This window comes from Arthrobacter sp. Soil762 (genome assembly GCF_001428335.1).
Taxonomy (GTDB): Bacteria; Actinomycetota; Actinomycetes; order Actinomycetales; family Micrococcaceae; genus Arthrobacter.
In genome coordinates, this window is the sequence record NZ_LMSG01000003.1 from 25,771 (window position 1) to 50,386 (window position 24,616).

The window sequence follows — 24,616 nt, forward strand, 5'->3', positions numbered from 1 at the left end:
CAGACATTCAATAACCGGAGCCGCGTGTCGCGGGAATACCGGGTAAATAAAGCGTTCAGCGCGTCACCGGATGCCGGGGGGCGCTCACATCGTACACATGGACGGGGTTCTTCGGGTCCGCGGGAACCTTGAGCAAGGCTTCAAGCACCTTGGCCTTGAGCTCCTTCTCCCCCGCATTCCCCCAAATGATGGTCTGGCCGTCCACCAATTTGAGCTCCACGGCGTCCACGGACTTCGCGGACGCGTTGGACAGCCTCGACAGCACGTCCAGCGGGAGTGCACCGAGGACCGCTGCGGTGGCCTGGAAGAGGTCCTTGCCGATTGCTCCGGCGCCGCCGTCGATCACGGGCAGGGAAACCGCGGCCGGGTCCGCGGGGCTGGCCAACACCACACCTTCCACATCCACCAACTGGTACTGCTCCCCCTGCTTGACCAGGGCCACCGGCACCCGCTCCAGCACCTGGACCACTAACCCGGACGGCGGCCGCGCTTGGGTTGAGGCGGACTTGATCTGGACGAGGGGCGCCAGGAGGCGGCTGACCTCCTCATCGCTGATCTGGGGCAGGGGTTTGCCCTTCAGGGGTTCCAGTGCGGCCTGGACCTGTTCTGTCGTGACGAGCCGGGTCCCGGACACCGATACTGTGCCTACGGCGAGTACCGGCGAAAAGATTGCGGCGGCCAGCAGCGCGCAGACCAACGCCAGGACAGTGCCCAGGGTCACCGTGATGTTCCGCTTGAGGCGTTTTCCGGGCGGCTCCGGGAAGGCCAGCACATTATCGGTGCCCGCCGGCGCCTTGCCCGCTGGTGCCTTGTCTGCCGGCGCCTTGCCCGCTGATGCCTTGTCCGCTGGCCGCTTGCGGCCGGCGTCCTTCGCATTTTTGCGACCGGACAAAGACGGGGTGTCCGCTTCGGGAGCGCGTTTGGAGGCCGAGATGACCTCCGGTTCCGCCGGCGCGGAAGGCTGCCGCCTGCCCGGTGAAGCGTAGGTGGGCCGGCGCGGACTACCCACCGAGGGCCTGCACGATCTGCGGTCCGAAGGCCGTGACATCCCCTGCCCCGACGGTCAGGATGATGTCGCCGGGCCCGGCGGCGTCCATAAGGGCTGCAACCGCCCCGCCCGGCTCCACCAGGCGTCCGTTGGGTGACAGGTGCTCGGCGATGAGCTGGCTGCTGACTCCTGGGATGGGATCTTCGCGCGCGGGGTATATGTCCAGGACCAGGGCGGTGTCTGCCAGGTTCAGCGCGTCTGCGAACTCCCTGGCAAACTCCCTGGTGCGGGAGAACAGGTGCGGCTGGAACAAAACATGGACGCGGTGCCCGCCGGCGACGGACCGTGCAGCCGTCAGTGCGGCTCGGACCTCGGTGGGGTGGTGGGCATAGTCGTCATAGACGCGCACGCCGCGCGACTCCCCTTTCAGTTCAAAGCGCCGGGAAGCGCCCGAGAAGTGCGCCAGGGCACGCGCGGCAGCTTCGGCGTCGACGCCCAGCTCCAGCGCGACGGCGACGGCGGCGGCAGCGTTCAGCGCGTTGTGCCTGCCCGGGACCTGCAGGTCCAGGGCGAACCGTCCGGCGGGTGAGGAGACCGCCACGTCCCCGGGGCCGCCGTCGTGCAGCACCAGGTCCGACCCGTCCGAGGTGCCGTACAGCACCACCCGGGTGTTGCCGCGGGCGAGCGTGCGCTCTGCCAGGGCTGCGGCGCCGGCATCGTCAGCGCAGGCAATCAGGACGCCGTCGGCCGGAAGCAGCGCCGTGAAGCGGTCGAAGGACTCGTAGACGGCCTCGGCGGTGCCGTAGTGGTCCAGGTGATCGGGTTCGACGTTGGTGACCACGGCTATCTTTGGCCGGTAGTTCAGGAAGGAGCCGTCGGACTCGTCCGCTTCGGCCACAAAGACCCCTGACGTGCCGTGGGCGGCATTGACGCCGAGCGCAGGGACGTTGGCGCCGATGGCAAACGACGGATCCATCCCGGCGCCCTGGAGCAGGACGGTGATCATGGAGGTGGTGGTGGACTTGCCGTGGGTGCCTGCCACGGTCACCACGAGGTCGTCCCCCATGGTGGCCGCGAGGGCCTCCGAGCGGTGCAGCACGGGCAGGCCGGCCGCACGCGCGGCCACCAGTTCGGGGTTGTCCGCACGGATCGCCGAGCCGGCCACCACGGTCTGGGCATTGCCCAGGTTGGCGGCGGCGTATCCGACGGCGATCCTCGCGCCGGCGGCGGCCAGCTCCGCCATCACCGGAAGGTCCTTGGCATCCGATCCGCTGACGGCGACGCCGCGGGCCACCATGATGCGGGCCACGGCGGACATTCCCACGCCGCCGATGCCGATGAAATGGACGCGGCCCAGGGACTCCTGGCTGCGGATGCTTGCGGGGATCATGCGGATACCGCTTCCAGGACAAGATCAGCCATGCGCTGATCGGCGTTTCTGATGCCAAGGCGGCGCGAGCTGGCGGCCATGGTGGCCAGGCGGCCGGGGTCGGTGACCAGGGGGATGAGCTGGCCCGCCACCCACTGCGCGGTGAAGTCCTTGTCCTGGACCAGGAGTGCGCCACCGGCGTTCACGAGCCCCGCCGCGTTGAGCGCCTGCTCGCCGTTGCCGATGGGCAGCGGGACAAACACTGCCGGCACTCCCACGGCGGCCACTTCGCAGACCGTGGCTGCGCCGGACCGCGCCAGCAGCACGTCCGCGGCGGCGTACACCCGTTCCATGCCGTCCACGTACTCCACCTGCCGGTAGCCCGGTGCGGCGAGCGGGCCGCCGTCGGGTCCCAAAACCATCTTGCCGCGGCCGGTGATGTGGAGCGTCTGGATTCCCGCCGCGCCAAGGTCCTGGACGGCGGTTGCGACTGCGCGGTTGATGCTCTGGGCGCCGGAGGAACCGCCGGTCACAATCAGCGTGGGAGTGGTGGGATCCAGGCCGAGTTCTTCGCGCGCGGCGGCGCGGGCAGCGTTCCGGTCCAGGCTGGAGATTTCGGTCCGCATGGGCATGCCGACATGGCGGGCGTGACGCAGGCGCGTGGTGTCGAAGGCGGTGGCCACGTGACGGGTCAGGAACGATCCCACCCGGTTGGCCAGGCCGGGCCTGGTATTGGCCTCATGGATCACGATGGGGATTCCCCGGCGCCGGGCGGCGAGGTACAGGGGTGTGCAGACGTAGCCGCCGACGCCCACCAGGACGTCGGCCGAGGCGTCGTCGAGGATGCGTCCGGACTGCCTGACCGCCCCGGCCAGCCGTGCGGGCAGCCTGAGCAGGTCAATGGAAGGTTTCCGCGGAAACGGCACGCGGTCGATGGTTGCCAGGTCCAGGCCGGCGGCGGGCACCAGCCGGGTTTCCATGCCGGCGGGGGTGCCAACGGCGAGCAGCCTGGCGCCGGGCGCGGCGGCACGCAGGGCGGCCGCGATGGCCAGCAGGGGGCTGATGTGGCCGGCGGTTCCGCCGCCCGCCAGGACAATGGACAGGTTCTGGGAAGTCATCTGGTGCTACGTACGCTTTCTTGCGGTTGTTGTGGGGCTGGCGGTTTTGCGGGCAACGGTTGTCGTGCCGGCGGTTTTCCGGCCAGCAGGTTTGCGGCCAGCGGCTCCCCCGGCCTTCTTGGCGCCGAATTTGAGCAGTTTCTTCGGCCGGAGGGCAGGCGCCATCTGTTCGCGGGCGAGCGAGAGCACCACCCCCACGGCGCAGAGCGACATCAGCAATGCCGAACCGCCGTAGGAAATGAACGGCAGCGGCACGCCGATCACAGGCATCAGCCCTGTCACCACGGCCATGTTGACCGTGGCCTGCCCCAGCAGCCACACCATGATGGTGCCGGCCAGCACCCGGTGGAACATGTCCTCCTGCGCCACCACTACGCGGTAGATGGCGGCGCCGAGGATGGCGAAAAGGACAAGCACGACGACGGTGCCCACCAGGCCGAGTTCCTCGCCGATGATGGCGAAGATGAAGTCGTTATGGGCTTCCGGGATCCAGCTGTACTTCTGCCGGCTTTGGCCGAGGCCAACGCCGAACCAGCCCCCGGACGCGAGCCCGTAGAGCCCGTTGGTGGCCTGGTAGTTGGCGTCAATGCCGTCGGCACAGGACTGGCCTGTCCACCACGATGTGATGCGGCACATGCGGTTTGAGCTGGTGATGGCCATGACGGCCGTGCCGGCCGCCGCGGCCAGGGCGGCGAAACCGAACAGGTACAGCGGCACGCCGGCGAAGAAGAGGGCGGCAGCAGTGATCATCATGATGATCATGGCCGTGCCCAGGTCATTGCCCAGCAGGACCAGGCCGATGACCCCACCCGCCAGCGGCACGGCCGGGATCAGCACGTGGGGCCAGCGGCGCAGCAGCTTCCCTTTCCTGGCCAGGACCGTGGCCATCCACAGCGCCAGAGTCAGCTTGGACGCCTCGGACGGCTGGAAGGTGATGCCGCCAAGGTCGATCCAGTTCTTGTTGCCGTTAACTTCGTCACCGATCAGCTGCACCAGGACCAGGAGGACAAGGGCCCCGCCCAGCCCCGGCCAGGCCAGGCGCTTCAGCCAGACCACGTTGATGCGCGAGAGGACAAACATGGTGAAAATGCCGATGGCGGCGAACATTCCCTGCTTGAGGGCGTCGCCGTAGGGCGATTTTCCGGCAGCGATGGATTCGACGCTGGAGGCCGACAACACCATCATGATGCCGATGGCGGTCAGGGCCAGCGTGGAACCAAGGATCAGGTAATACGTTGAGCCGTTCTTGGAGGTGCCGGTTCCTTCCAGCGTGGACCAGAAGGCCTGGTACCAGTCCCGGATCCGGTCCGGCAGGGTGATAGTGGACTTTACGGGAGAAGCGGGTTTCCCGGCGCGCGGCCGGGAGGCCGGCGACCGGGTGGGCGTGCTGACCATTGTTACTCCTCGCCGGTCTGGGCCTGCCCTTCCACCAGCTCGCGGACAGCTTCAATAAAGGCGTCGCCGCGGTGAGCATAGGAAGAGAACTGATCCATGGAAGCAGCTGCCGGGGCCATCAGCACGGTGTCGCCGGATGCCGCCAGCTGCGCCGCTGACGCAACGGCCCGGAACATCACGGCCGCACCGGAATCCGGCGAGCTGTCCGTGGTGGCTCCGCCCGTTGCGGCAGTCTGCATATTTTCAGTGTCGCCCGGCGGCGTCGTGATCACGGGGACATCCGGCGCGTGTCGCTGCAAGGCCTCCGCAAGCGCGGCGGTGTCCGTACCGATGAGTACCACAGCCTTGAGCCGGGCGGCGTGGTCCCGGACCAGGTGGTCGTAGCTGACGCCCTTGGACAGGCCGCCGGCGATCCAGATGACGTTTTCAAAGGTGGCCAGTGACGCGGCTGCTGCGTGCGGGTTGGTGGCCTTGGAATCGTTGACCCAGAGCACGCCGTTCTGCTTGGCGACCGGCTGGATGCGGTGGTTCCCCGGCACGCAGTCCTGGATGCCCTGGCGCACGGCCTTCGCATCCACACCGTAAGCCCGGACCAGGGCTGCAGCCGCAAGGGCGTTCGCCACCATGTGCCGGGGCGCAAACTGCCCCAGGTCGGTCATCGAAGCCAGCTCGGCGGCGCTGTCCCTGCGTTCCTCGATAAACGCGCGGTCCACGAGCAGGCCCTCCACCACGCCGAGCATGCTGATGGACGGCGTTAGTGTGGTGAAGCCGACGGCCCGGCAGCCCTCCACAACGTCCGCGTCCTCAACCATCCGTTCGGTCTCGATCTGTTCCGCATTGAAGATGCAGGCCTTCTGGGTCCGCGCATAGACCTTGGCTTTGTCCGCGAGGTAGGAATTGTAGGAACCGTGCCAGTCAACGTGATCCTCAGCCACGTTCAGGCAGACGCTGGCCACCGGCGACAGCGTTTCAGCCCAATGCAGCTGGAAGCTGGAAAGTTCAACCGCGAAGACGTCGTACTCCACGGGGTCGCGGAGGGCGTCCAGGATGGGGGTGCCCACATTGCCGACCGCGATGGCCTTCAGGCCGGCGGCCTGCAGCATCGACGCCGTCAGGCCCACCGTGGTGGTCTTGCCGTTGGTGCCGGTGATGGTCAGCCAGTCAGCGGTCTTGTGCCCGGCCCGGACCCGCAGGCGCCAGGCAAGCTCGACGTCGCCCCAGACCGGAATGTGGGCGCGCGCAGCGGCCGCCAGGAGCGCCTGGTCAGGCCGCCAACCCGGGGAGGTCACGATGAGGTCGGGGAAGCTGCCATCGATCTTGGGGATCCTGTTGACGGCTTCCTCGCCCAGGAGCACGTCCACGGCGCCGACGATCTTCAGGGTGTCGGCATGTGCCTTAGCTGTCTCGGACGTGGCGGCATCAACCACCACCACCCGGGCACCGAGTTCGATGAGGGTATCTGCCGCGGCGAACCCGGACACACCGATGCCGGTGACTGCAACGCGCAGCCCTGCCCAGTCAGAATCCCAACTGACCAGGTCTTGCAGGCGGGGAGAAACAGTCACAGGAGCACAACCCATTCAGCGTAGAAGACACCCAGGCCCACGGCCACGAAGAGACCGCCCAGGATCCAGAACCGGACCACCACCGTGACTTCTGCCCAGCCCTTGAGTTCGAAGTGGTGCTGCAGCGGTGCCATCTTGAAAACGCGTTTACCGCCGGTGGCTTTGAAGTAGCCCACCTGGATGATCACGGACAGGGTAATCAGGACGAACAGGCCGCCGATGATTCCCAGCAGCAGTTCCGTCCGCGACAGGATGGCGAAGCCGGCGATCGCGCCGCCGATGGCCAATGACCCGGTGTCACCCATGAAAATCTTGGCCGGGGAGGTGTTCCACCAGAGGAATCCCACGAGGGCGGCGCTCAGGATGGCTGCCAGGAGCGCCAGGTCCAGGGGGTCGCGGACGGAGTAGCAGCCGCTGCCGGCTTCCCGCGGCGACCCGCAGGCCTGGTTGTTCTGCCAGATGCCCATCAGCGTGTAGGCACCGAAGACCATGACCGAGGCACCGGCAGCGAGACCGTCCAGGCCGTCCGTCAGGTTCACGCCGTTGGTCGCCGCCGTGACGATCAGGTTGGACCAGAGGACAAAGAGGATTGCGCCGACCACCGTGCCGGCGAAGGCCAGGTCCAGCCAGGGAATGTCGCGGACCAGGGAGATTTTGGTCGAGGCCGGCGTCAGGCCGTCCGGGTCGGGAAAGTTCAGTGCCAGGATGGCGAAGGCTATGCCTACCGCGGCCTGGAGGATGAGCTTCGCCTTCGCGTCAAGGCCAAGGCTCCGCTGGCGGGAGATCTTGATGAAATCGTCCAGGAAGCCCACCAACCCCATGCCGACCATCAGGAAGAGCAGGATCAGGGCCGAGGCGGAGGGGCCTGCCGAGTCCGGGTTCATCATCCACATAATCAGGTGGGTCAGCCCGTAGCTGAGCAGGACCGCGCCCACCACCACGGTGCCGCCCATGGTGGGCGTACCGCGTTTGGTGTGGTGGGATGTGGGTCCGTCATCACGGATGAATTGGCCGTAGCTCTTGCGGACAAGCAAGCGGATAAACAGCGGCGTTCCCACCAAGGCAAACAGCAGGGCAAGTCCTGCGCCGATCAGTAGTGCAATCACAGCAGCTCGCTCCCTTCATCGGTGGGTTCCGTGGATTGTGGGGGTAATGCTATCCGATCGCCCAGGTGCCGCAGTCCAACGCTGTTGGACGACTTGAAAAGCACCAGGTCGCCGGGCTCAAGCTCGGCGTTCAGGAGCGCATAGGCGTCCTCGGCGGTTTCGGCAAAGACGCATTCGTCGCCCCAGGAACCCTCCTGGACGGCGGAAACGTATAGTGCGCGGGCTTCGAGGCCGACGACGACCAGCCGGGAAATGTTCAGGCGGACCACCTGGGTGCCCACAATGGTGTGTTCACGGATCGAATCAGGTCCCAGTTCCAGCATGGCGCCCAGGACGGCCCAGGTGCGCCGTCCGCGGCCAAGGTCGGCCAGCGTGCGCAGGGCCGCCCGCATGGACTCCGGGTTCGCGTTGTAGGCGTCGTTGATGATGGTCACGCCGTCAGCACGTTCAGTGCGTTCCATCCGCCAACGGCTGGCTGCTGACTGTGTGCTCAGCGATACGGCGATGTCCTTGCCGGACACTCCGGCCGCGTGCGCGGCCGCTGCTGCGGCGAGGAGGTTGCCGGTGTGGTGGGCGCCGATGAGGCGACTGCTGACGTGCAGGCCTGTTTCGGCGCCGGGCAGGACGAGCTCGAATTCCGGGTTGCCCTCAGCGTTTGTGTCCGGATTCTCGGCCCGAACGGTCGCGTCCGGGCGTCCTTCGGCCGAGAAGCCCAGCACTGTGGCGCCGGTGCGGCTGCGCATGGCAGCGACGCGGTCGTCGTCGAGGTTGATGACCGCGGTGCCGCCGGCGGCGAGGGCCTCCACCAGTTCACCCTTGGCCTGGGCAATGTTTTCCACGCCACCGAACTCCCCGGCGTGGGCAGTGCCGATGCCGAGGACGACGCCGATGTCAGGCCTCACCATGTCGGCCAGGTAGCGGATGTGCCCGATGCCCGTGGCGCCCATCTCGATCACCAGGTACCGCGTTTGGGTGTCGGCGCGGAAGACGGTGAGCGGTACGCCCACCTCGCCGTTGTAGGACCCCTGCGGGGCAACGGTGGCACCCTGCTGGGTGAGGATGCCGGCGAGGAGGTCCTTCGTGGTGGTCTTCCCGGCAGAACCGGTGATCCCGATGACGGTCAGGGCGTCGCCTGCGGCAGACCGGGCCAGACGGATCCGACGGACCGCTTCGGCGGCCAGCGCCCCCATGGCCAGCACGGCATCCTCTACCAGGACGGCCGGATAGTTGATGCCGTCCGGGCCCGCTACGGGGCGCTCGGCGAGGACCAGCACCGCACCGCGGCTGAAGGCGGCGGCAACGAAGTCGTGGCCATCAGCGTGCTCGCCAGGTTTCGCCACGTACAGCGACCCGGCGGCAGCCTCGCGCGAATCGGTGACCACCGAAAGGGGCGTGATCCCCGGATCGGCGTCCAGGCGTCCGTGTGTGATATCGGCGATTTCCGCCGCAGTAAGTGCAATCATCTCGGTCTAGGACTCTATCCGGTCGTCTCGGAGAACGGTGAATCCCCTGGCTGTCAAGGCGTTCCGCAGTTCCACACGGTCGTCCAGTGCAAGATTGACGCCCTTGACTTCCTGCCAGACCTCATGGCCGCGGCCGGCCACAAGAATGGTGTCGGCCGGACCGGCCAGTTCCACGGCGCGCCGGATGGCGGCGTCGCGGGGATAAACCTCTTCGATGACACACTCCGGAGATTCCTGTTCGCGCTCCGACCGTGCGCCCGCCAGCACATCTGCCCTGATGGCCGCAGGGTCCTCGTCGTGGGGGTCGTCATCCGTGACGATGACGATGTCGGCCATCTTTGCGGCGACGGCGCCCATGGCGGGACGTTTGCCCTGGTCGCGCTGTCCGGTGGCTCCGAAAACCACGATCACCCGGGAGCCGGGCAGCGGTGACCTGACCGCTTCAAGTGCGCGTGCCAGTGCATCAGTGTTGTGGGCGAAGTCCACGACGGCCGCCGGTTCTTCGGAGACGAGCTGCATGCGTCCCGGTACCGCCACGGTGAAGGGGTCGCGGTGGTCCAGGGCGGCCTGCACGGTGGTGGCGTCCATTCCGCTGGCCAGGACCATTACGGTGGCCAGTGCGGCGTTGGCGACGTTGAATGCGCCAGGCAGGCCGGTGTGGACATTCAGGGTAACTCCGTCGGGTCCCTGCAGGCTGAAGTCGGTACCCAGCCCACGCGCGGAGGTGGACGTTACGGTCCAGTCTGTGGGAGCTCCGCCGGGTGTCATCGAGAGGGTGGTGACCGGGATCCGTGCCGTGGCAGCAAGCCTGCGGCCCCATTCGTCGTCGACCGTCACCACAGCACTGCGGGCACGGCTGGGCGTGAACAGTTCCGCCTTTGTGGCGAAGTAGTCCTCCATGGTGCCGTGCAGATCCAGATGGTCCTGCGTCAGGTTCGTGAAACCGGCAACGTCGAAGAGCACACCGTCCACCCGCTGGAAGGATACGGCGTGGGAGGAGACTTCCATGGACGCGGCGTCCAGTCCCCGTTCCCGCATGAGGGCGAGCAAGCCGTGGAGATCCGGTGACTCAGGCGTGGTCAGGAGGCTGGGAACCGGTTCTCCGCCGGCCAGGATTTCGATGGTTCCGATCAGGCCGGTCTGCTGCCCGAGCGCACGGAGCAAGGCGTTGATGAAGTACGTGGTGGTGGTCTTGCCGTTGGTTCCCGTCACACCATACAAGTGCGGCGTCCGTCCGCCTGCTGGCTGGCTCTGGTAGATCATGGCGGACAGCGGCCCCACCACGTTGCGGGGCCCGTCAACCACAAGTACCGGGACCGATGCTTCGGCGGTATCCGCAGACAGCGCGAGAAGGCGTGCGCCGGCGTCGTCGGTCAGGACTGCCACCGCTCCCCTGCCGACCGCCTGCGACACGAAGTCTGCGCCATGGCGGGAAGCACCAGGCAGCGCCACATACAGGTCGCCCTGCTCCACGGTTCTCGAGTTCAGTGAAATTCCCGTGACGCTGACGGCAGCGGAGGCGCCCGGGACCTGCACACCGATCGCGTCGCCGATCGTGTCCAGGCTGACGGCAGCAACTGCCGTAGGCCTGAACCGCGTGGGGGCCGGTTCCCCTGCCGGCCCCGCGTTGCTGGCTGATGCGTTCTGCTCTGACAAGGGAATCTCCGATGGTGGTGCTAGTGGATCATGCCCGCGGGAGACTGCTTCCGCTGCGGGCGTTGGGGGAACTGCTGCCTGGCTTGATGCTACTTGGCGTACTGCGGCAGCCTGGCCGGTTCGCCCGTGGACGGCTGGACGTTGTAGGTGCGCAGCGCCTGGCTCATGACCGAACGGAACACGGGCCCCTGCGTAATGCCGTAGATATTGCCCCTGGGCCGTTGCAGCACCACCTCAACAATAAACCGGGGATCATCCATGGGCGCCATCCCCACAATTGAAGCGGTGTAGCCGCAGAACCCTGACTTCCCGTCGTCGCACGGCGATTCAGAGGTTCCGGTTTTTGCCCCCACCCGGTATCCGTCGATCGCGGCGTCCTTGATCTGGCCTTCGGTCACCGCGCTTTCCAGGATGTCCTGGACCTGCTGCGCGGTGCCGTCCGACACCACCTGGCGGGAAGGCTGCGGGGCGACTTTCTCCTCTGTTCCGTCCGGTGAAACGTACGCGTCAATCAGGCGTGGCTGGAGCATCACACCGTTGTTGGCGATCGTCTGGAAGGCTCGGACTGTCTGCAGGGTGGACTGCGATACACCCTGGCCGAACAGCACCGTGTATTCCTGGCGGCCGTCCCACTGGTCCGCCGGTGTGAGAATGCCGGAGGCCGTAGCCGGCAATCCAATGTCCGGGGCTTCGCCGATGCCGAATTTCTTAAGCCAGTCGTACCGTTGTTCCTTGGTCAGCCGCGACCCGGCCGCCACGGTGCCGGTGTTCATTGACCAACCCAGGATGCCGGCGAGCGTGCGCTCTTCGGTGCCATGGGTAAAGGCGTCTGTGAAGGTCTGGCCGTCCACGGTGTACGACGGTCCGAGTGTGAAGGTATCCAGGGGGCTGGATTTTCCTTCTTCAATGAGGGCCGCGGCCGTGATCATCTTCTGTACCGAGCCGGGCTCATACGCTGCGGTCACGGAGCGCACGCCGCGGTCCTTGGCGGCTACCCGTCCGGGATCGTTCGGATCCGGGGCATTAGTGTCCGCCATCGCGACAATGTCACCGGTCTTGGCATCCATCACGGTGATGACACCCCACTCGGCGCCCTGTTTGTCTGACTGGCTCTGAATGGCCTGCTGGGCGAAATACTGGAGATCGGAATTGAGCGTGAGCTTGACGTCTTTGCCGTCCTCCGGCGGTGTCAGCTCATCCACGCCGACCGGAATCCGGAGACCGTCGGCACCGATCTCGAAGAGCCGCTTGCCGTCCTTCCCGCGCAGCAGCCCATCCTGCGTCTGCTCGATCCCCGCCTGGCCCGTGTTGCCGTCCTGGAGGAAGCCGATAATACCGCCGGCCACGGAACCGTTGGGGTACACGCGTTTGCTGACGCCCTCAGTGACGATGCCGGGAATACTGAGATCCGAGACCCTGAGCTCAACGTCCGGCTTCAGGTCCTTAGCGACGATGTGGTACTTCGATTCGCCCGTCACGGCGTTCCTGAGTTCGTCAGCGTCCATGCCCAGTACAGCCGCGAGTTCGCTGATGCCCTGGTCCCGGCTGACTTCGACAAGTTTGTCCACGCCCTCCTCCAGGCGCCAGAACTTCTCTGTCTTGGTGTTGGTGGTTTGGTCCACCACAACGTTGTAGCGGATCACACTGTTGGCCAGGACCGTCCCGTTGGCGCCAAGGATGCTGCCGCGTTCGGCGGGGAGGGAAGTCTCGCGCATCCGGTAATCGAGCGCCGCTGCGGCCATCCCGCCGACGTCGAGCCCTTGGACGAAAAAGAGCTTGCCGCCCACCACTAATAGCAGCGTCAGCATAATGCCCAGGCCGAGACGCAGCCGCTTGGTGGCGTTAGGGGCCTTGCCGCTTTTTGCATTGCCGGTCCTCTGCGCCACCGTGATTCCCTTGCTGCTCGCCTGTTGCCTGTTTATTACCTGACTGGCTATCCTTCAGCGGCTACCGGTTAGACCTGGGCACCTTCTGTTCGGGTGCTGGAACCGAACCGCCGTGGAGCTCCACGGCACGTGCCGCTGGTGCGTGCGCTTCAGCCGGCGGTGCTGCAGCGGCAGGTGCCGCAGCATGGGCCGCAGCAGGGGCCGGTTCCGCGGCAGCCGGTTTACGGCTCGTCAGCGGCTCCCACTTCGTTGCCGGGGGAACCACGGTGAGCACTCCCTCTACGGCTGGAGCAGGGATAACCGATCCAGCCGCGCCGCCCTTCACCGCCGGGGTTGCCTTGCCCGTGACGGCAAGGGTGGAGAGGTCGATCTGGCCTTTGACGGTCGAAGCCACCATGCCTAGGTCTGAGGCCTTTGCCGCCAGGTTCTGGGGCGCCTCGAAGTTCTGGACCTGCTGTGTCAGGTCCTGGTTCTGCTTGGTCAGCGTGCTTTGCTTACCCCTCAGTTCCACGAGCTGGTACTGGGAGGTAGAGACTGAGATGTTCAGGACCAGCACGGCTACGAGCGCAACAGCGAGCAGGGCGAAACACATCACCACAAACGGCGCACGGCGCTTCTTGGGGGCGGAACGCACCACAGACAGGGGTGTGCGTTCCCTGCGGCCGGTGCCAGAGGGAAGCGACCTGATCGTCGGGGCGCTGCTGCCGGAGACGACCGGAAAGTTCTTGACGGCGGCAGTGCTCATGCTTCTCTCCTGGCTCTGATACGTTCCACGGCCCGCAGCCTGGCGGAGGCCGCGCGCGGATTTTCTGCAATCTCGACGGCGGTGGGTACCTCGGTGCCCTTGGTCAGGGTTTTGAGGAAGGCCTTGTGTTCCTCAAGCTCCACCGGAAATCCGAGCGGCGCGGAGGATTTGGAGCCAGCCTGGAAGACTGATTTGACGATTTTGTCCTCGAGGGAGTGGTAAGACATCACCACGATGCGTCCGCCCAGGGCTGTTGCTGCGACGGCGGCAGGAACAGCGCGCTCCAGCACGTCGAGTTCCTCGTTCACTTCAATGCGCAGTGCCTGGAACGTACGTTTGGCCGGGTGGCCGCCCGATTTGGCGGCTGCCGCCGGCACCACGGAGCGGATCTGTTCCACGAGTTCCCCGGTGGTGGCGAAAGGCTTAACTGTCCTCGCCGCGACAATCCTGTTGGCGATCCGGCCGGCGAACTTCTCTTCGCCCCACTTCCGGATGATCCTGACGAGATCCTCTTCGCTGTAGTTGTTGACCACATCTGCTGCGGTCTGCCCGCGGCTGGTGTCCATCCGCATGTCCAGCGGAGCGTCAAAGGAATAGGCGAAGCCTCGCTCACGCTCGTCCAGCTGCAGGGATGAAACGCCCAGGTCCATCAGGATGCCATGAACGTGTGCCACGCCCAGGTCTTCGAGGACGTCGGAGATTTCGTCGTAGACGGCGTGGACCAGGTCAGTCCGTGAAGCGAAAGGCGCCAGCCGCTCCCCTGCCAGTGCCAGGGCTTCCTCATCACGGTCGATGCCGATCAGGTGCAGATCCGGGAAACGCTCCAGCATGGCTTCGGAGTGGCCGCCCATGCCGAGGGTCGCATCAATCGCGATGGGGGTTTCACCTCGGAGGCGGGCAGCTTCGAAGCCGGGGGCCAACAAATTAATGCACCGGTCCTTGAGGACCGGCACATGGCGTTCGGACGTTGGCTTCGGGTCATCGTTCATGCCTTCGTCCTTTCCTGCCGTGGGTGTTGGTGTGCTGCTTCTTGAGCCAGATCCCCATCCGCGCCTATCGTCTTGCCGGCCTGGCTCCGGGGAAGTGAGCCAGGTTGACCGTTCGATGGGCGGCTGGAGATCTCGTTCAAGAAGCGTCCGCCGGGCCGTTCAGGTGATCACAGGATCCCCGGAATGGCATCGTCGGTTTCGGAGAAGGCGGTTTCCTTCTCCGCGAGGTACTCGTTCCAGGCCTGGGCATCCCAGATCTCGGCCCGGGTTCCTGCACCGATAACGGCCAGTTCCCTGCCGAGGCCTGCGTACTCCCGGAGCGCAGCCGGAATGGTTATGCGCCCCTGCTTGTCAGGTACCTCGTCCGAGGCTCCAGAGAGAAAGACGCGGATGTAGTCCCGGGCCTGCTTGGAGGAAATGGGCGCCTCCCGCATTTGCTCGTGGACACGTGCAAATTCCTGCTCACTGAAGACGTAGATGCACCGTTCCTGTCCCCTGGTGAGAACAAGCCCGCTGGCAAGCTCCTCACGGAACTTCGCAGGGAGGATAAGTCGGCCCTTTTCGTCCAGACGTGGCGAGTGTGTGCCCAGAAACACTGGCCCACCGCCTGTCTGCCGTCAGGAACTGCACATCCCCTGTGGTGCAACTACCCTCTTATGTCCTCCACATTACTCCACTTTCCACCACAGTCAACGCAAATCAGGCCAATATTCCCCCATTTCAGGCCTTCGTCCCCCAAATGGCGCGGGAGCAGGCAGTGGATGGAAGTGGAGGGCCCGGCGCCGTTTCGGCGCGAACCATAACTGCCCGACGGCGGTGCCAGGCCGCCGTCGGGCTCTCATCTGACGCCGGCGGCGGATCCGCGGTCCCCGGGCTCCCCAACCACGTAGGAGTAGGCGCCGGTTTGAGCGCTCAAACAGACCCCTGGCGCTACCTGCCTCCGGGTTAAAAGCAGAAGACCCGCCGGAGCGGGTCTTCTGCTGCGGTCATCCTGACCGAGGGAGGGAAATGGAGGACGGCACGGCCTATCGCCGTGGAACCGTTCCTGCAGGCGCTGCCTTATGATTCGTCGCGGCGGCGCTCGTCCCAGCGTTCTTCCAAGCTGGACATAAAGGAACTCCGGGGCTTCCCGGACTTACCAGTGCCAGGTGCGGAGCGCTGCTTGCCGCCGGACGCGTTACGCATTGTGGCGAAGTACACACCCGCCCCCATAACCACGAAGCCCAGGACACCGACGAAGATGTTCTGGACTGTAACGCCGACCAAGAGCAGGGCGATCCCCGCGAGGGCGCAGAGCACCCCAATCACGATGTGACGGGTGGACCACGTTCGTCCAGGGTCCGAACCCATGGAATTCGCGAACTTCGGATCGTCCTCGTGCAGCTGCTTCTCCAGCTGCTCCAGCAGCTTCTGTTCGTGCTCCGAGAGCGGCATCACGACCTCCTTAAGTAGGCCAACGTCCGGGCTGGTCCCATCCCGTACTACTGCTCCGATAACGACCGACATGCCCGGGAGGTTCCCGCCCCGCCGACGATGGCGGAAGGCGAACACCGGCATGCGGGCCATTGGAACTGCAGCATGTCCAAGAAGTCCGGCAATAACTGAAAACTATGTACATATAAGGATAGTTTGTCGGGGGCCGTTCTGAAAGACGGCCATCACCTCCCTGAAACTCGCAGGCAAGGTGACGGCGCCCTGCTAAGACCCGTTTCCGGAATCCAGCAGACTGGCGGGGAGGACGGATTTGCTTCCGAATTTTCGGCTGACCTCGTCCAGGGCCTGTTCTGCTGCCCGCCAGTTGTCATCGCGGCGGTCAAGGCTCAGCTGAAGGGACGTGTGGGCGGTGTCTTCGAGCTGCTCGGCCCGGATGCCAACAAGCCGCACGGTCATGGGACGGCTCCCCAATGATTCCAGGAGCTGGATGGCCACGGCATAAATCAGCTGGGCGCTGTCCACGGGTGTGTGCACCGTGCGGCTCCTTGTGATGGTGGAAAAGTCGGCGTAGCGGAGTTTCAACGCCACCGTCCGTGCCACCATCCCCGAACTCCGCAGCCGTCCTGCCGTCCGGTGGGAAAGCCGCAGCAATTCCCGGGCGATCAGCGCGTCATCGCCCGTGTCCACGGCGAACGTCTCCTCAGCCCCGATGCTCTTCTCGAGCCTCACGGGTGTTACGGGCCGCGGATCGATCCCCCACGACAACCGGTACACGTGCTCACCGGTGGCACCCAGCATTTTCTTAAGGGAGGACACCGGCGTGGCCGCCACGTCCGCCACCGTCCGGATGCCCATCCGGGCAAGGACGTCCGCGGTCTTCGCGCCAATTCCCCACAAGGCCCCGACGGGCAGGCTGTGGAGGTAGGGCACTGTCTCGTCGGGTCCAATCAGCAACAGCCCGTCCGGCTTGCAACGCGTGGAAGCAATCTTGGCCACGAACTTACTGGCCGCAATGCCCACGGAGGCCGTAATGCCCAGTTCGGCAGCCACCCGGCGCCGGATCAATTCACCGATGACGCGCGGGGGTCCCAACCGGCGGATGGCGCCGCCGACGTCCAGGAAGGCTTCGTCCACACTCAGCGGTTCCACGAGATCGGTGATGGACTCGAAGATTTCCATCAGCTGGGCGGAAACCTCGTAGTACAGCTTGTGGCGCGGTTCAATGATGACCGCTTTGGGGCACATCCTGGCCGCGACCACCATGGGCATGGCGGACTTCACCCCGAACGCGCGTGCTTCATACGACGCCGAGAGGACCACTGAGCGGTCCGCGGGAAATCCAACGATCACCGGTTTGCCGCGGAGTTCCGGCCGCGTGCGAAGCTCCACGGAGACGAAGTAGGCGTCCATGTCCACGTGCATGATGCAGTTACGCCGGAGCTCACGAAGTCCCGCTTCGGTGTACTGGTTGTTCCGCTCAGGCCCCACACCGGCAATTGTATCGGTTGGTACTGACTAAACTGGAGGCTGAATCCGGCATCAACACCAGGAGGACAGTCCCTGTGACCGTCATGAGAAGTCTTAAGCGAACAGGATTAGCGGCACTGACCGCGGGCGCTCTGCTGGCCCTCGCTGCCTGCAGCCCCGCGGAGCCCGGAGTGACATCATCCTCCCCAGATAGCTCCCCACCAGCGTCGGGCGGCGCCAGCATCACCGCGTCCGCCAGTCCGACGGCGTCGCCGGGAACTTCCGCCACTGTTGGGACAATCGTCGCAGGGTTCCCGGAAACACTGCTCCCCCTGATGCCGGGCGCCACGGTGATTTCGAGCAGCTTTGACAAGACCTCAACGCCCGCCACCGCGGCACTCGTGGCAAGCATCAATGCCCCGACTGCCGCCGTCGTGGATTTCTACACAAAGCACCTGGAGGCGCAGGGATTCAAAGCCGTCCCCGGCGACGCAGTGGGCGCCGTTGCCTCCAAGGACTTCGTTCGGAACGACTCCGAGACGGTCAACATCGCCGCCGTCGAAGCGGCCGGTGTCTCCACGTTCACCGTCGGCGCCAACGTGGCTGCTGAGTCAGCCAAGTGAGCGTTTCGGAGCAGCTAAGGGTTGAGCAGACTGCATTCGTCGCCGCCGTTGCCGGTGAGCTGACAGACTTCCTCACCACGCGGCAATCCCTCATGGCTGCCATTTCACCCGATATCGATCCCATCATGGGTTCCATTTCCAACCTGGTGACCGGCGGCAAAAGGCTCCGTGCGCTGATGTGCTACTGGGGATGGCGCGGCGCGGGCGGCGAGCCGGCGGCCCAGGAAGTCGTGACGGCGGGATCGGCCCTGGAACTTTTCCAGGCAGCTGCCCTGATCCATGACGACATCATTGACCGCTCGGACACGCGGCGGGGCGGCCCCAGCGTGCATCGCCGCTTCAGCCAGCTGCACCACGCGCAGGGCTGGGCTCTGGACAGCGAGCGGTTTGGGCAGGCAGCCGCGATCCTCACCGGGGATCTGTGCCTCTCGTTCAGCGAGGAGGCCTTCACGGACATCGGCGCACAGGCGGCTGCAGGCAGCAGGGCACGGCTGATCTTCAACCTCATGCGTGCCGAGGTGATGGCGGGGCAGTATCTTGACATCCTGGAGGAAGTGGCCGGTCCTGTCCGTGACCGGGCCGGAGCAGTGACACGGGCACAGTCCATCATCAGGTTCAAGTCCGCCAAATATTCCACTGAGCACCCGCTGGCGCTTGGCGGCGCCCTGGCTGACGCTCCGGACGAGTTGCTCCGGGGCTACTCGGCCTTCGCGTTGCCGCTGGGCGAGGCGTTCCAACTGCGCGACGACGTCCTGGGCGTCTTTGGGGACCCTGTCACCACGGGCAAGCCGGCAGGTGACGATCTCCGCGAAGGCAAGCGGACCGTACTCATTGCCCTCGCGCTGGGCCAGGCATCAACCGCAGAATCGGCGTTTATCGATGCGAAGCTGGGCAGCCCTGACCTGGGCGACACCGATGTGGCCGAGATCCGCCGGATCATCGAAGAGTCGGGGGCGCTTCAGGCCACTGAAGTGCTGATCAACGAATTTGGCGCCGCGGCGTATGACGCACTGGAACAGCTGCCGCTGGAAGAACTGCCCAAGACTGCCCTGCGGAAGCTTGCGGAAGCGACGGTCAGCCGCGCATCCTGACGTTGGCGCCCGTCTTGGCCGCGCCCGCGGGACCGGCGTCGTCCGGGCCCTTTGTGCTGCTTACCAGGCCAGGGTCTGGGCCCGGCGCCTGATTTCCGTCTTGCGGCCTTCCCGCAATGCATCAATCGGCCGGCCACGGAGCGACTCGTCGGGCGTAAACAGCCAGACGATGAGATCCTCGTCGGAATAGCCGGCGTCCGCCAGGACCACAATGGTCCCTTTGAGGCTGTCGACAACCTGGCCGTCCAGGATAAACGCGGCCGGAACTGAACGTATCCGGCGCTCCCCGACCCGCAGGGCCGCCAAAGCGCGTTCATCAATAAGGCCATGGACTCTCGTAATCGAAACGTCCAACAACTGCGCGATATCCGGCAGGGGCAGCCACTCGCCCACAAGGCTTTCTACGTTACTCACGGATCAAGGTTGCCACGGCCGGAGCCCTGCCGCCTAGTCGGGATTGGCCGCCACTGCCGCGAATCAAGCGACACTCCATAAAACTCTTGATTCTGGGTGGGGCCGAATTCTTGTGCTATGCGAACTTTCGTGAGAGATTCACATAGATCACATTTGAAACATCAATAACTTAAGTAACACTAGTATCAATAGTCACATCGCATCTCCCGCCCCGGCAGTTGAAGAAGAGGATTCTTTCCATGACGACGTCCCGCTCGCCAAAGCAGCCCTCCAGGCAGAGCCTGCCCATGATTGCTGTCACCACAGCAGCGCTTCCTGCGGTTGTCCTGTCGTCGTTGGCCCTCGCCCAGCCTGCTGCCGCAGAGGCCCCTGCCCGCGCTATCCCGGCAACCCTTGCCGCCGCGATGAAGGCCCAGGCAGCCGAACCTAAGGCTGCCCTGATCCCGGCGGCCTCCGTTTCCACTACCATTCCGGCTGCATTCCAGCCCATGCAGCCGGCGGCTCCCGCGGAATACACCATTGCCCGGGGCGACACCATCAGCGGAATCGCCGGCAAATTCGGGCTGGACACGTACCAGGTCCTTAAGCTCAACAACCTCCAGCCGAACACCATCATCTACCCCGGCCAGAAGATCAAGCTGTCGGGCACGGGTTCCGCGCCCGCCCCCGCCCCGGCTCCTGCGGCCCCTGCCGCGGCCGCTCCGGCCAATGCCGGAGGCAGCTACACGGTAAAGGCCGGCGATACGCTCGGCGCCATCGCGGCCCGGCACAATGTCAGCCTGTCGGACGTTTTCAGCTGGAACGGCCTGAACATGCGCTCCATCATCTACCCCGGCCAGAAGATCAAAGTCGGCGCAGGTGCTCCCGCAGCCCCGGCTGCACCGGCTTCGGCCGTGCAGCCTTCTTCCGCTCCCGCAGCGCCGGCTCCTGCTCCTGCTGCGCCTGCTCCCGGCGGTTCATACACGATCAAGGCCGGCGACACCCTGTCCGCGATCGCCTCCCGGCACGGCGTCAAGCTCTCGGACATTCTGGCGGCCAACCAGCTGAGCCTGACTACTGTCATCTACCCCGGCAACAAGCTGGTCATTCCCGGCGCCTCCATTCAGCCCGCTTCGTCCACCCCGGCCGCCCCGGCGGCCCCCGCCGCCCCGCTGGTGCCGAGCTCCTTCCTGGGTTTCACCTACCCCGCTGCCGTTGTGAGCTCTGCCAACGAGAACAAGGCCTTGCTGAACGCCTCTCCCGTCCCGTCCCGGGCCGAGATGCGCGCCATTGTGGCCGACACGGCACGCCAGATGGGAGTGGACCCCACCCTGGCCCTGGCCTTCGCGCACCAGGAGTCCGGCTTTAACCAGCGTGCGGTTTCACCTGCCAACGCGATCGGCACCATGCAGGTCATCCCGTCCTCCGGGCAGTGGGCCTCAGACCTCGTAGGGCGGAAGCTGAACCTGCTGGACCCCTACGACAACGCGACGGCCGGCGTGGCGATCATCAAACGGCTTATCGCCACCAGCAAGGACCTCGACACAGCAATTGCGGGGTACTACCAGGGCCAGTACTCTGTCAGCAAATACGGCATGTACGACGACACCAAGGCCTACGTAGCTGCCATCAAGGCGCACCAGAAGAACTTCGGCTAAACCACCGCGTCAAAGTGCCCGGGGCTTGCTGAACCCCGGCCCCAGGGATAACGATAAGGGTCCGGACCGCACGTCGGTTCGGACCCTTTTCCATGCGGGATTAGGATCGTAGGGTGCAGGAACAAGTGTCAGACCGTCTCGTTGGAACGCTGGTGGACAACCGCTACGCCGTCCGCTCCAAACTCGCGCGCGGCGGCATGTCCACCGTCTATCTGGCAACGGATCTCCGGCTGGAACGCGATGTTGCCCTGAAGGTCCTCCATCCCCACCTCGCCACCGACGAAACGTTCCTGGACCGGCTGGGCCGCGAGGCGAAAGCCGCCGCGAAGCTGTCCCACGCCCATGTGGTGGGCGTCCTGGACCAGGGTAACGACGGCCAGACGGCTTATCTGGTAATGGAACACATCAAGGGTCACACCCTCCGGGACGTCATCAGATCCAAGGGTGCGCTGCCTCCCCGCCTTGCCCTTGCCCTGATTGATCCGGTAGTGCAGGGCCTCGGCGCGGCCCATGCCGCCGGGCTGATCCACCGGGATGTGAAACCGGAGAACGTCCTTATCGCGGACGACGGCCGGATCAAGATCGGCGACTTCGGGCTGGCCCGTGCGGTAACAACGTCCACAAGCACCGGGACACTCATCGGCACCGTTGGATATCTCTCCCCCGAGCTTGTGCTCGGACAACAGGCTGACACGCGGAGTGATATCTACTCCGTGGGCATCATGCTCTATGAGATGCTGACCGGCCAGCAGCCGTACGACGGCGAGGTCCCCATCCAGGTTGCCTACAAGCACGTGAATGAAACGGTCGGTCCGCCGTCGGCCTTGGTGCCTGGCCTCGCCGCCGAGGTGGATGAACTCGTTCAGTGGTGCACCGCAAACGATCCCGAGAACCGCCCGGTGGACGGCAACGCCCTGCTGCAGGAACTCCGCCACATCCGGACCAACCTTACGGATGCCGAACTGGACCTCAGGCCGCCTGCCGCGACCCCGGACGGCCAGCAGAACCAGACCGAGATCATCGCCCGCACCAACAACCCCACCGCCGTGATGTCGTCCTTCTCCCGGCCGCAGCCACAGCACCCACCGCACGCTCCGCATGCCCTGTACCCGCCCGACGCCGACTACCGGCCAGGCGAACAGTTCCGGCCGGAAGCGCACTACAGGCCAGATGCTCAGGACGCCGTCCCGGCAGCGATCCCCCTCAGCAAACGCGCCCGCAGCAAGCTCGACAGGGAGGACGAGAAGGCAAGGTCCCGGGCTGCGGCGACCCCGGTCCGGAGCCTGCGGGAGGGGAACCCGCGGCGCCGCGGCGCCCTCTGGGTGGTGGTCCTGGTCATCATCGCGTTGATTGCCACAGGAGCCGGCTGGTTCTTCGGCATGGGCCCCGGGTCGCCGGGCACCATTCCGGCGGTCGCCAACAAGTCGGTGGCCCAGGCCCAGCAACTGCTGAGCGAGGCGGGGTTCCAGTCGCGTACCAACGATGTCTTTGACGACGACGTTCCGTCCGGCCTCGTAGTGGGCTCCGACCCGACTGCCGGCACGGAGACCAGGAAGTTCCAGCTCGTGTCCCTGTTTGTTTCCAAGGGGCCGCAACTGTTCGAACTCCCGAAACTGACCGGCGGAACACTTGACGATGCGAAAAATGCACTGAACCAGGCCGAAATGGCGCTAGGTACCGTCACTGAACAATTTGATGACGCCGTTGCCGCCGGCGTTGTGTTGGCCCAGGATCCCGCCGCCGGAACCCCAGCGCGCCATGGCACTCCGGTAGCCCTGTCCGTCTCCAAGGGCCCGCAGCCGATCCCCGTTCCGTCAGTCATCGGGTTGGAGGAGGACGCCGCCGTCGACGCCATTAAGGCGGCCGGCCTCAAGGCCGATGTCGCGAAGGACAAAGTCAACGACAGGCACGTGCCCAAGGGGTCGGTTGCCGCGCAGTCGCCTGCGACCGGCACGCTGACCAAGGGCGGCACGGTGACGCTGTCCATTTCCGACGGACCCAAGCTCGTTGAAGTCCCCAGCTTCATCGGCAAACAAGCCAAGGAAGCCGAAGAAGCGCTGCGTGCGCTGGGCTTCGAGGTACGGGTGAACAATATCCTCGGCGGCTTCTTTGGCACGGTACGGGATCAGGACCCGGTGAAGAAGAAGGTGCCCGAAGGTTCCGTCGTTACCCTCACGGTGGTGTAGCCGGCGGTCTGCCGGCCACACCACCGCGGACGTCCGACTCCGCGTCGAGCGGTCAGTGCTTGGCCAGTGCTCCGGCCACCAGGAACGCCATTTCCAGGGACTGCATGTGGTTCAGTCGCGGATCGCAGACCGACTCGTACTTGTCGAGGAACGCTTCCTGGTCCACCGGATCGGCACCGCCCAGGCATTCGGCGACGTCGTCACCGGTCATCTCCACGTGGAGGCCACCGGGAACCGTGCCCAAAGCATGGTGGACTTCGAAGAACCCGCGGACTTCGTCAATGACGTCGTCGAAGTTCCGGGTCTTGTAGCCGTTGGGCGAGGTGACGGTGTTGCCGTGCATCGGATCGGTGACCCAGAGAACCTTGGCGCCGGAGGCGGTCACCTTCTCCACAATCGCGGGAAGCTTCCCGCGGATATTGCCCGCGCCCATACGCGTGATGAACGTCAGCCTGCCCGGCTCCCGCTCGGGATCCAGCTTGTCGATGAGGCGGAGGGCGTCGTCGCCGGTTGTCGACGGGCCCAGCTTCACACCGATGGGGTTCCGGACGCGTGAGAGGAAGTCAACGTGCGCGTGGTCAAGCTCGCGCGTACGCTCCCCGATCCACAGGAAATGCGCCGAAGTGTCATACGGGAAACCGGTCCGCGAATCGATGCGGGTCAGTGCGCGCTCGTAGTCCAGCAACAGGGCCTCGTGGCTGGCGAAGAATTCCACCCGCTTGAGTGCTTCGAAATCGGCCCCGCAGGACGCCATGAACTTGATGGCGCGGTCGATGTCACGGGCCAGGGATTCGTAACGGGCGTGCGCCGGGTTTTCGGTGAAACCCTTGTTCCACTGGTGCACGGAGCGGAGGTCCGCGAAGCCGCCCTGCGTGAAGGCCCTGATGAGGTTCAGGGTGGAGGCGGACGTGTGGTAGGCCTTGAGCATCCGGGCGGCGTCATGGCCACGGGACTCGGGAGTGAACTCGTAGCCGTTGACGATGTCACCGCGGTACGCCGGGAGGGTCACGCCGTCGCGGGTCTCGTCGTTGGAAGAGCGGGGCTTGGCGAACTGGCCGGCCATTCGGCCCATCTTGATGACTGGCATAGCTGCGCCGTAGGTGAGCACCACTGCCATCTGGAGGATGGTCTTGACCCGGGCGCTGATCTTGTCCGCTGTTGCCGCTTCAAAGGTCTCAGCACAGTCGCCACCTTGCAGCAGGAAGGCTTTGCCCTCCGCTGCTGCCGCCAGCCGTTCCCGGAGAACGTCCACTTCGCCGGCGAAAACCAGCGGCGGGAGCACGGAAAGTTCCCCGACAGACGCGTCGAAAACGTCCTTGTCCTGCCAGCTGGGCTGCTGGGAAACGGGAAGGTCACGCCAATCATCGAGGCCAGGATAATTGGCTGCTCCGCTCTGGGCGGTGCTGGACAGCGAAAAGGCAGGTTTTGCAGATAGCTCAGTCACTATCTAAGACTAATGTGCGCGGCTGGCTTCGGGACACCTG

General features: G+C 65.4%; 20 protein-coding genes. 4 read left to right on the forward strand and 16 right to left on the reverse strand.

Annotation, left to right across the window (positions count from 1 at the left end; all coding sequences use genetic code 11):
• Positions 1 to 55: 55 nt before the first annotated feature.
• From ASG77_RS05545 to dinB, 14 genes are all read right to left on the reverse strand, one after another.
• Positions 56 to 1,009 (reverse strand): cell division protein FtsQ/DivIB, encoded by a 954-nt coding sequence (locus ASG77_RS05545; RefSeq protein ID WP_056342231.1) that lies wholly within the window; start codon positions 1,007 to 1,009, stop codon positions 56 to 58.
• On the reverse strand, positions 1,002 to 2,378 hold the full coding sequence (gene murC / locus ASG77_RS05550; protein WP_056342235.1) for a UDP-N-acetylmuramate--L-alanine ligase: 1,377 nt from the start codon (positions 2,376 to 2,378) through the stop codon (positions 1,002 to 1,004). Before murC ends, ASG77_RS05545 begins: the two co-directional genes overlap by 8 nt.
• Positions 2,375 to 3,475, reverse strand: coding sequence for an undecaprenyldiphospho-muramoylpentapeptide beta-N-acetylglucosaminyltransferase (gene murG / locus ASG77_RS05555; RefSeq protein ID WP_056342238.1), 1,101 nt, complete (start codon positions 3,473 to 3,475; stop codon positions 2,375 to 2,377). The genes murC and murG overlap by 4 nt, the downstream gene beginning before the upstream one ends.
• Before the next feature lie 6 nt (positions 3,476 to 3,481).
• Positions 3,482 to 4,870: a putative lipid II flippase FtsW gene (gene ftsW, locus ASG77_RS05560; protein ID WP_082575859.1), complete on the reverse strand. Its 1,389-nt coding sequence runs from the start codon at positions 4,868 to 4,870 to the stop codon at positions 3,482 to 3,484.
• A 2-nt stretch (positions 4,871 to 4,872) separates the two neighbouring features.
• On the reverse strand, positions 4,873 to 6,450 hold the full coding sequence (gene murD, locus ASG77_RS05565; RefSeq protein ID WP_056342241.1) for a UDP-N-acetylmuramoyl-L-alanine--D-glutamate ligase: 1,578 nt from the start codon (positions 6,448 to 6,450) through the stop codon (positions 4,873 to 4,875).
• Positions 6,432 to 7,541, reverse strand: a complete 1,110-nt coding sequence (mraY, locus tag ASG77_RS05570; RefSeq protein WP_056342244.1) for a phospho-N-acetylmuramoyl-pentapeptide-transferase — start codon at positions 7,539 to 7,541, stop codon at positions 6,432 to 6,434. The genes murD and mraY overlap by 19 nt, the downstream gene beginning before the upstream one ends.
• Complete coding sequence (locus ASG77_RS05575; protein ID WP_056342246.1) at positions 7,538 to 9,004, reverse strand: UDP-N-acetylmuramoyl-tripeptide--D-alanyl-D-alanine ligase; 1,467 nt, start codon at positions 9,002 to 9,004, stop codon at positions 7,538 to 7,540. Before ASG77_RS05575 ends, mraY begins: the two co-directional genes overlap by 4 nt.
• Positions 9,005 to 9,010: 6 nt before the next feature.
• Entirely contained in the window at positions 9,011 to 10,660 is a 1,650-nt protein-coding gene (locus tag ASG77_RS05580) for a UDP-N-acetylmuramoyl-L-alanyl-D-glutamate--2,6-diaminopimelate ligase (RefSeq protein WP_056342250.1), read from the reverse strand.
• A gap of 89 nt (positions 10,661 to 10,749) precedes the next feature.
• Positions 10,750 to 12,546 carry a peptidoglycan D,D-transpeptidase FtsI family protein gene (locus ASG77_RS05585; RefSeq protein ID WP_056342252.1) on the reverse strand — a complete coding sequence of 599 codons (1,797 nt, stop codon included), beginning with the start codon at positions 12,544 to 12,546 and terminating at the stop codon, positions 10,750 to 10,752.
• 61 nt (positions 12,547 to 12,607) lie between these two features.
• Entirely contained in the window at positions 12,608 to 13,291 is a 684-nt protein-coding gene (locus tag ASG77_RS05590; RefSeq protein WP_056342255.1) for a hypothetical protein, read from the reverse strand.
• Entirely contained in the window at positions 13,288 to 14,280 is a 993-nt protein-coding gene (rsmH, locus tag ASG77_RS05595) for a 16S rRNA (cytosine(1402)-N(4))-methyltransferase RsmH (protein ID WP_056342258.1), read from the reverse strand. Before rsmH ends, ASG77_RS05590 begins: the two co-directional genes overlap by 4 nt.
• A 167-nt stretch (positions 14,281 to 14,447) precedes the next feature.
• Positions 14,448 to 14,876: a division/cell wall cluster transcriptional repressor MraZ gene (mraZ, locus tag ASG77_RS05600; RefSeq protein WP_056342261.1), complete on the reverse strand. Its 429-nt coding sequence runs from the start codon at positions 14,874 to 14,876 to the stop codon at positions 14,448 to 14,450.
• A gap of 463 nt (positions 14,877 to 15,339) precedes the next feature.
• Positions 15,340 to 15,714 carry a DUF3040 domain-containing protein gene (locus tag ASG77_RS05605; protein WP_056342262.1) on the reverse strand — a complete coding sequence of 125 codons (375 nt, stop codon included), beginning with the start codon at positions 15,712 to 15,714 and terminating at the stop codon, positions 15,340 to 15,342.
• A 264-nt stretch (positions 15,715 to 15,978) separates the two neighbouring features.
• Positions 15,979 to 17,136, reverse strand: coding sequence for a DNA polymerase IV (gene dinB / locus ASG77_RS05610; protein WP_082575860.1), 1,158 nt, complete (start codon positions 17,134 to 17,136; stop codon positions 15,979 to 15,981).
• A gap of 140 nt (positions 17,137 to 17,276) precedes the next feature.
• Between dinB and ASG77_RS05615 the strand changes: the two genes are divergently transcribed.
• Together ASG77_RS05615 and ASG77_RS05620 are read left to right on the forward strand one after the other, a co-directional pair.
• On the forward strand, positions 17,277 to 17,804 hold the full coding sequence (locus ASG77_RS05615) for a hypothetical protein (RefSeq protein ID WP_056342267.1): 528 nt from the start codon (positions 17,277 to 17,279) through the stop codon (positions 17,802 to 17,804).
• On the forward strand, positions 17,801 to 18,895 hold the full coding sequence (locus ASG77_RS05620) for a polyprenyl synthetase family protein (RefSeq protein ID WP_056342271.1): 1,095 nt from the start codon (positions 17,801 to 17,803) through the stop codon (positions 18,893 to 18,895). Before ASG77_RS05615 ends, ASG77_RS05620 begins: the two co-directional genes overlap by 4 nt.
• Positions 18,896 to 18,955: 60 nt before the next feature.
• On the opposite strand, the gene ASG77_RS05625 is transcribed toward ASG77_RS05620, so the two are convergent.
• A complete protein-coding gene (locus ASG77_RS05625) occupies positions 18,956 to 19,309 on the reverse strand; it encodes an Rv2175c family DNA-binding protein (RefSeq protein ID WP_056342274.1) in 354 nt (117 codons plus the stop codon).
• 239 nt (positions 19,310 to 19,548) lie between these two features.
• On the opposite strand from ASG77_RS05625, the gene ASG77_RS05630 reads away from it, so the two are divergent.
• A complete protein-coding gene (locus ASG77_RS05630) occupies positions 19,549 to 20,946 on the forward strand; it encodes a lytic transglycosylase domain-containing protein (RefSeq protein WP_056342277.1) in 1,398 nt (465 codons plus the stop codon).
• 113 nt (positions 20,947 to 21,059) lie between these two features.
• Entirely contained in the window at positions 21,060 to 23,132 is a 2,073-nt protein-coding gene (gene pknB / locus ASG77_RS05635; protein ID WP_056342280.1) for a Stk1 family PASTA domain-containing Ser/Thr kinase, read from the forward strand.
• Positions 23,133 to 23,184: 52 nt separating this feature from the next.
• Here pknB and ASG77_RS05640 read toward each other — a convergent pair whose 3' ends face one another.
• Positions 23,185 to 24,576: a class II 3-deoxy-7-phosphoheptulonate synthase gene (locus tag ASG77_RS05640; protein ID WP_200950669.1), complete on the reverse strand. Its 1,392-nt coding sequence runs from the start codon at positions 24,574 to 24,576 to the stop codon at positions 23,185 to 23,187.
• Positions 24,577 to 24,616: the final 40 nt, after the last annotated feature.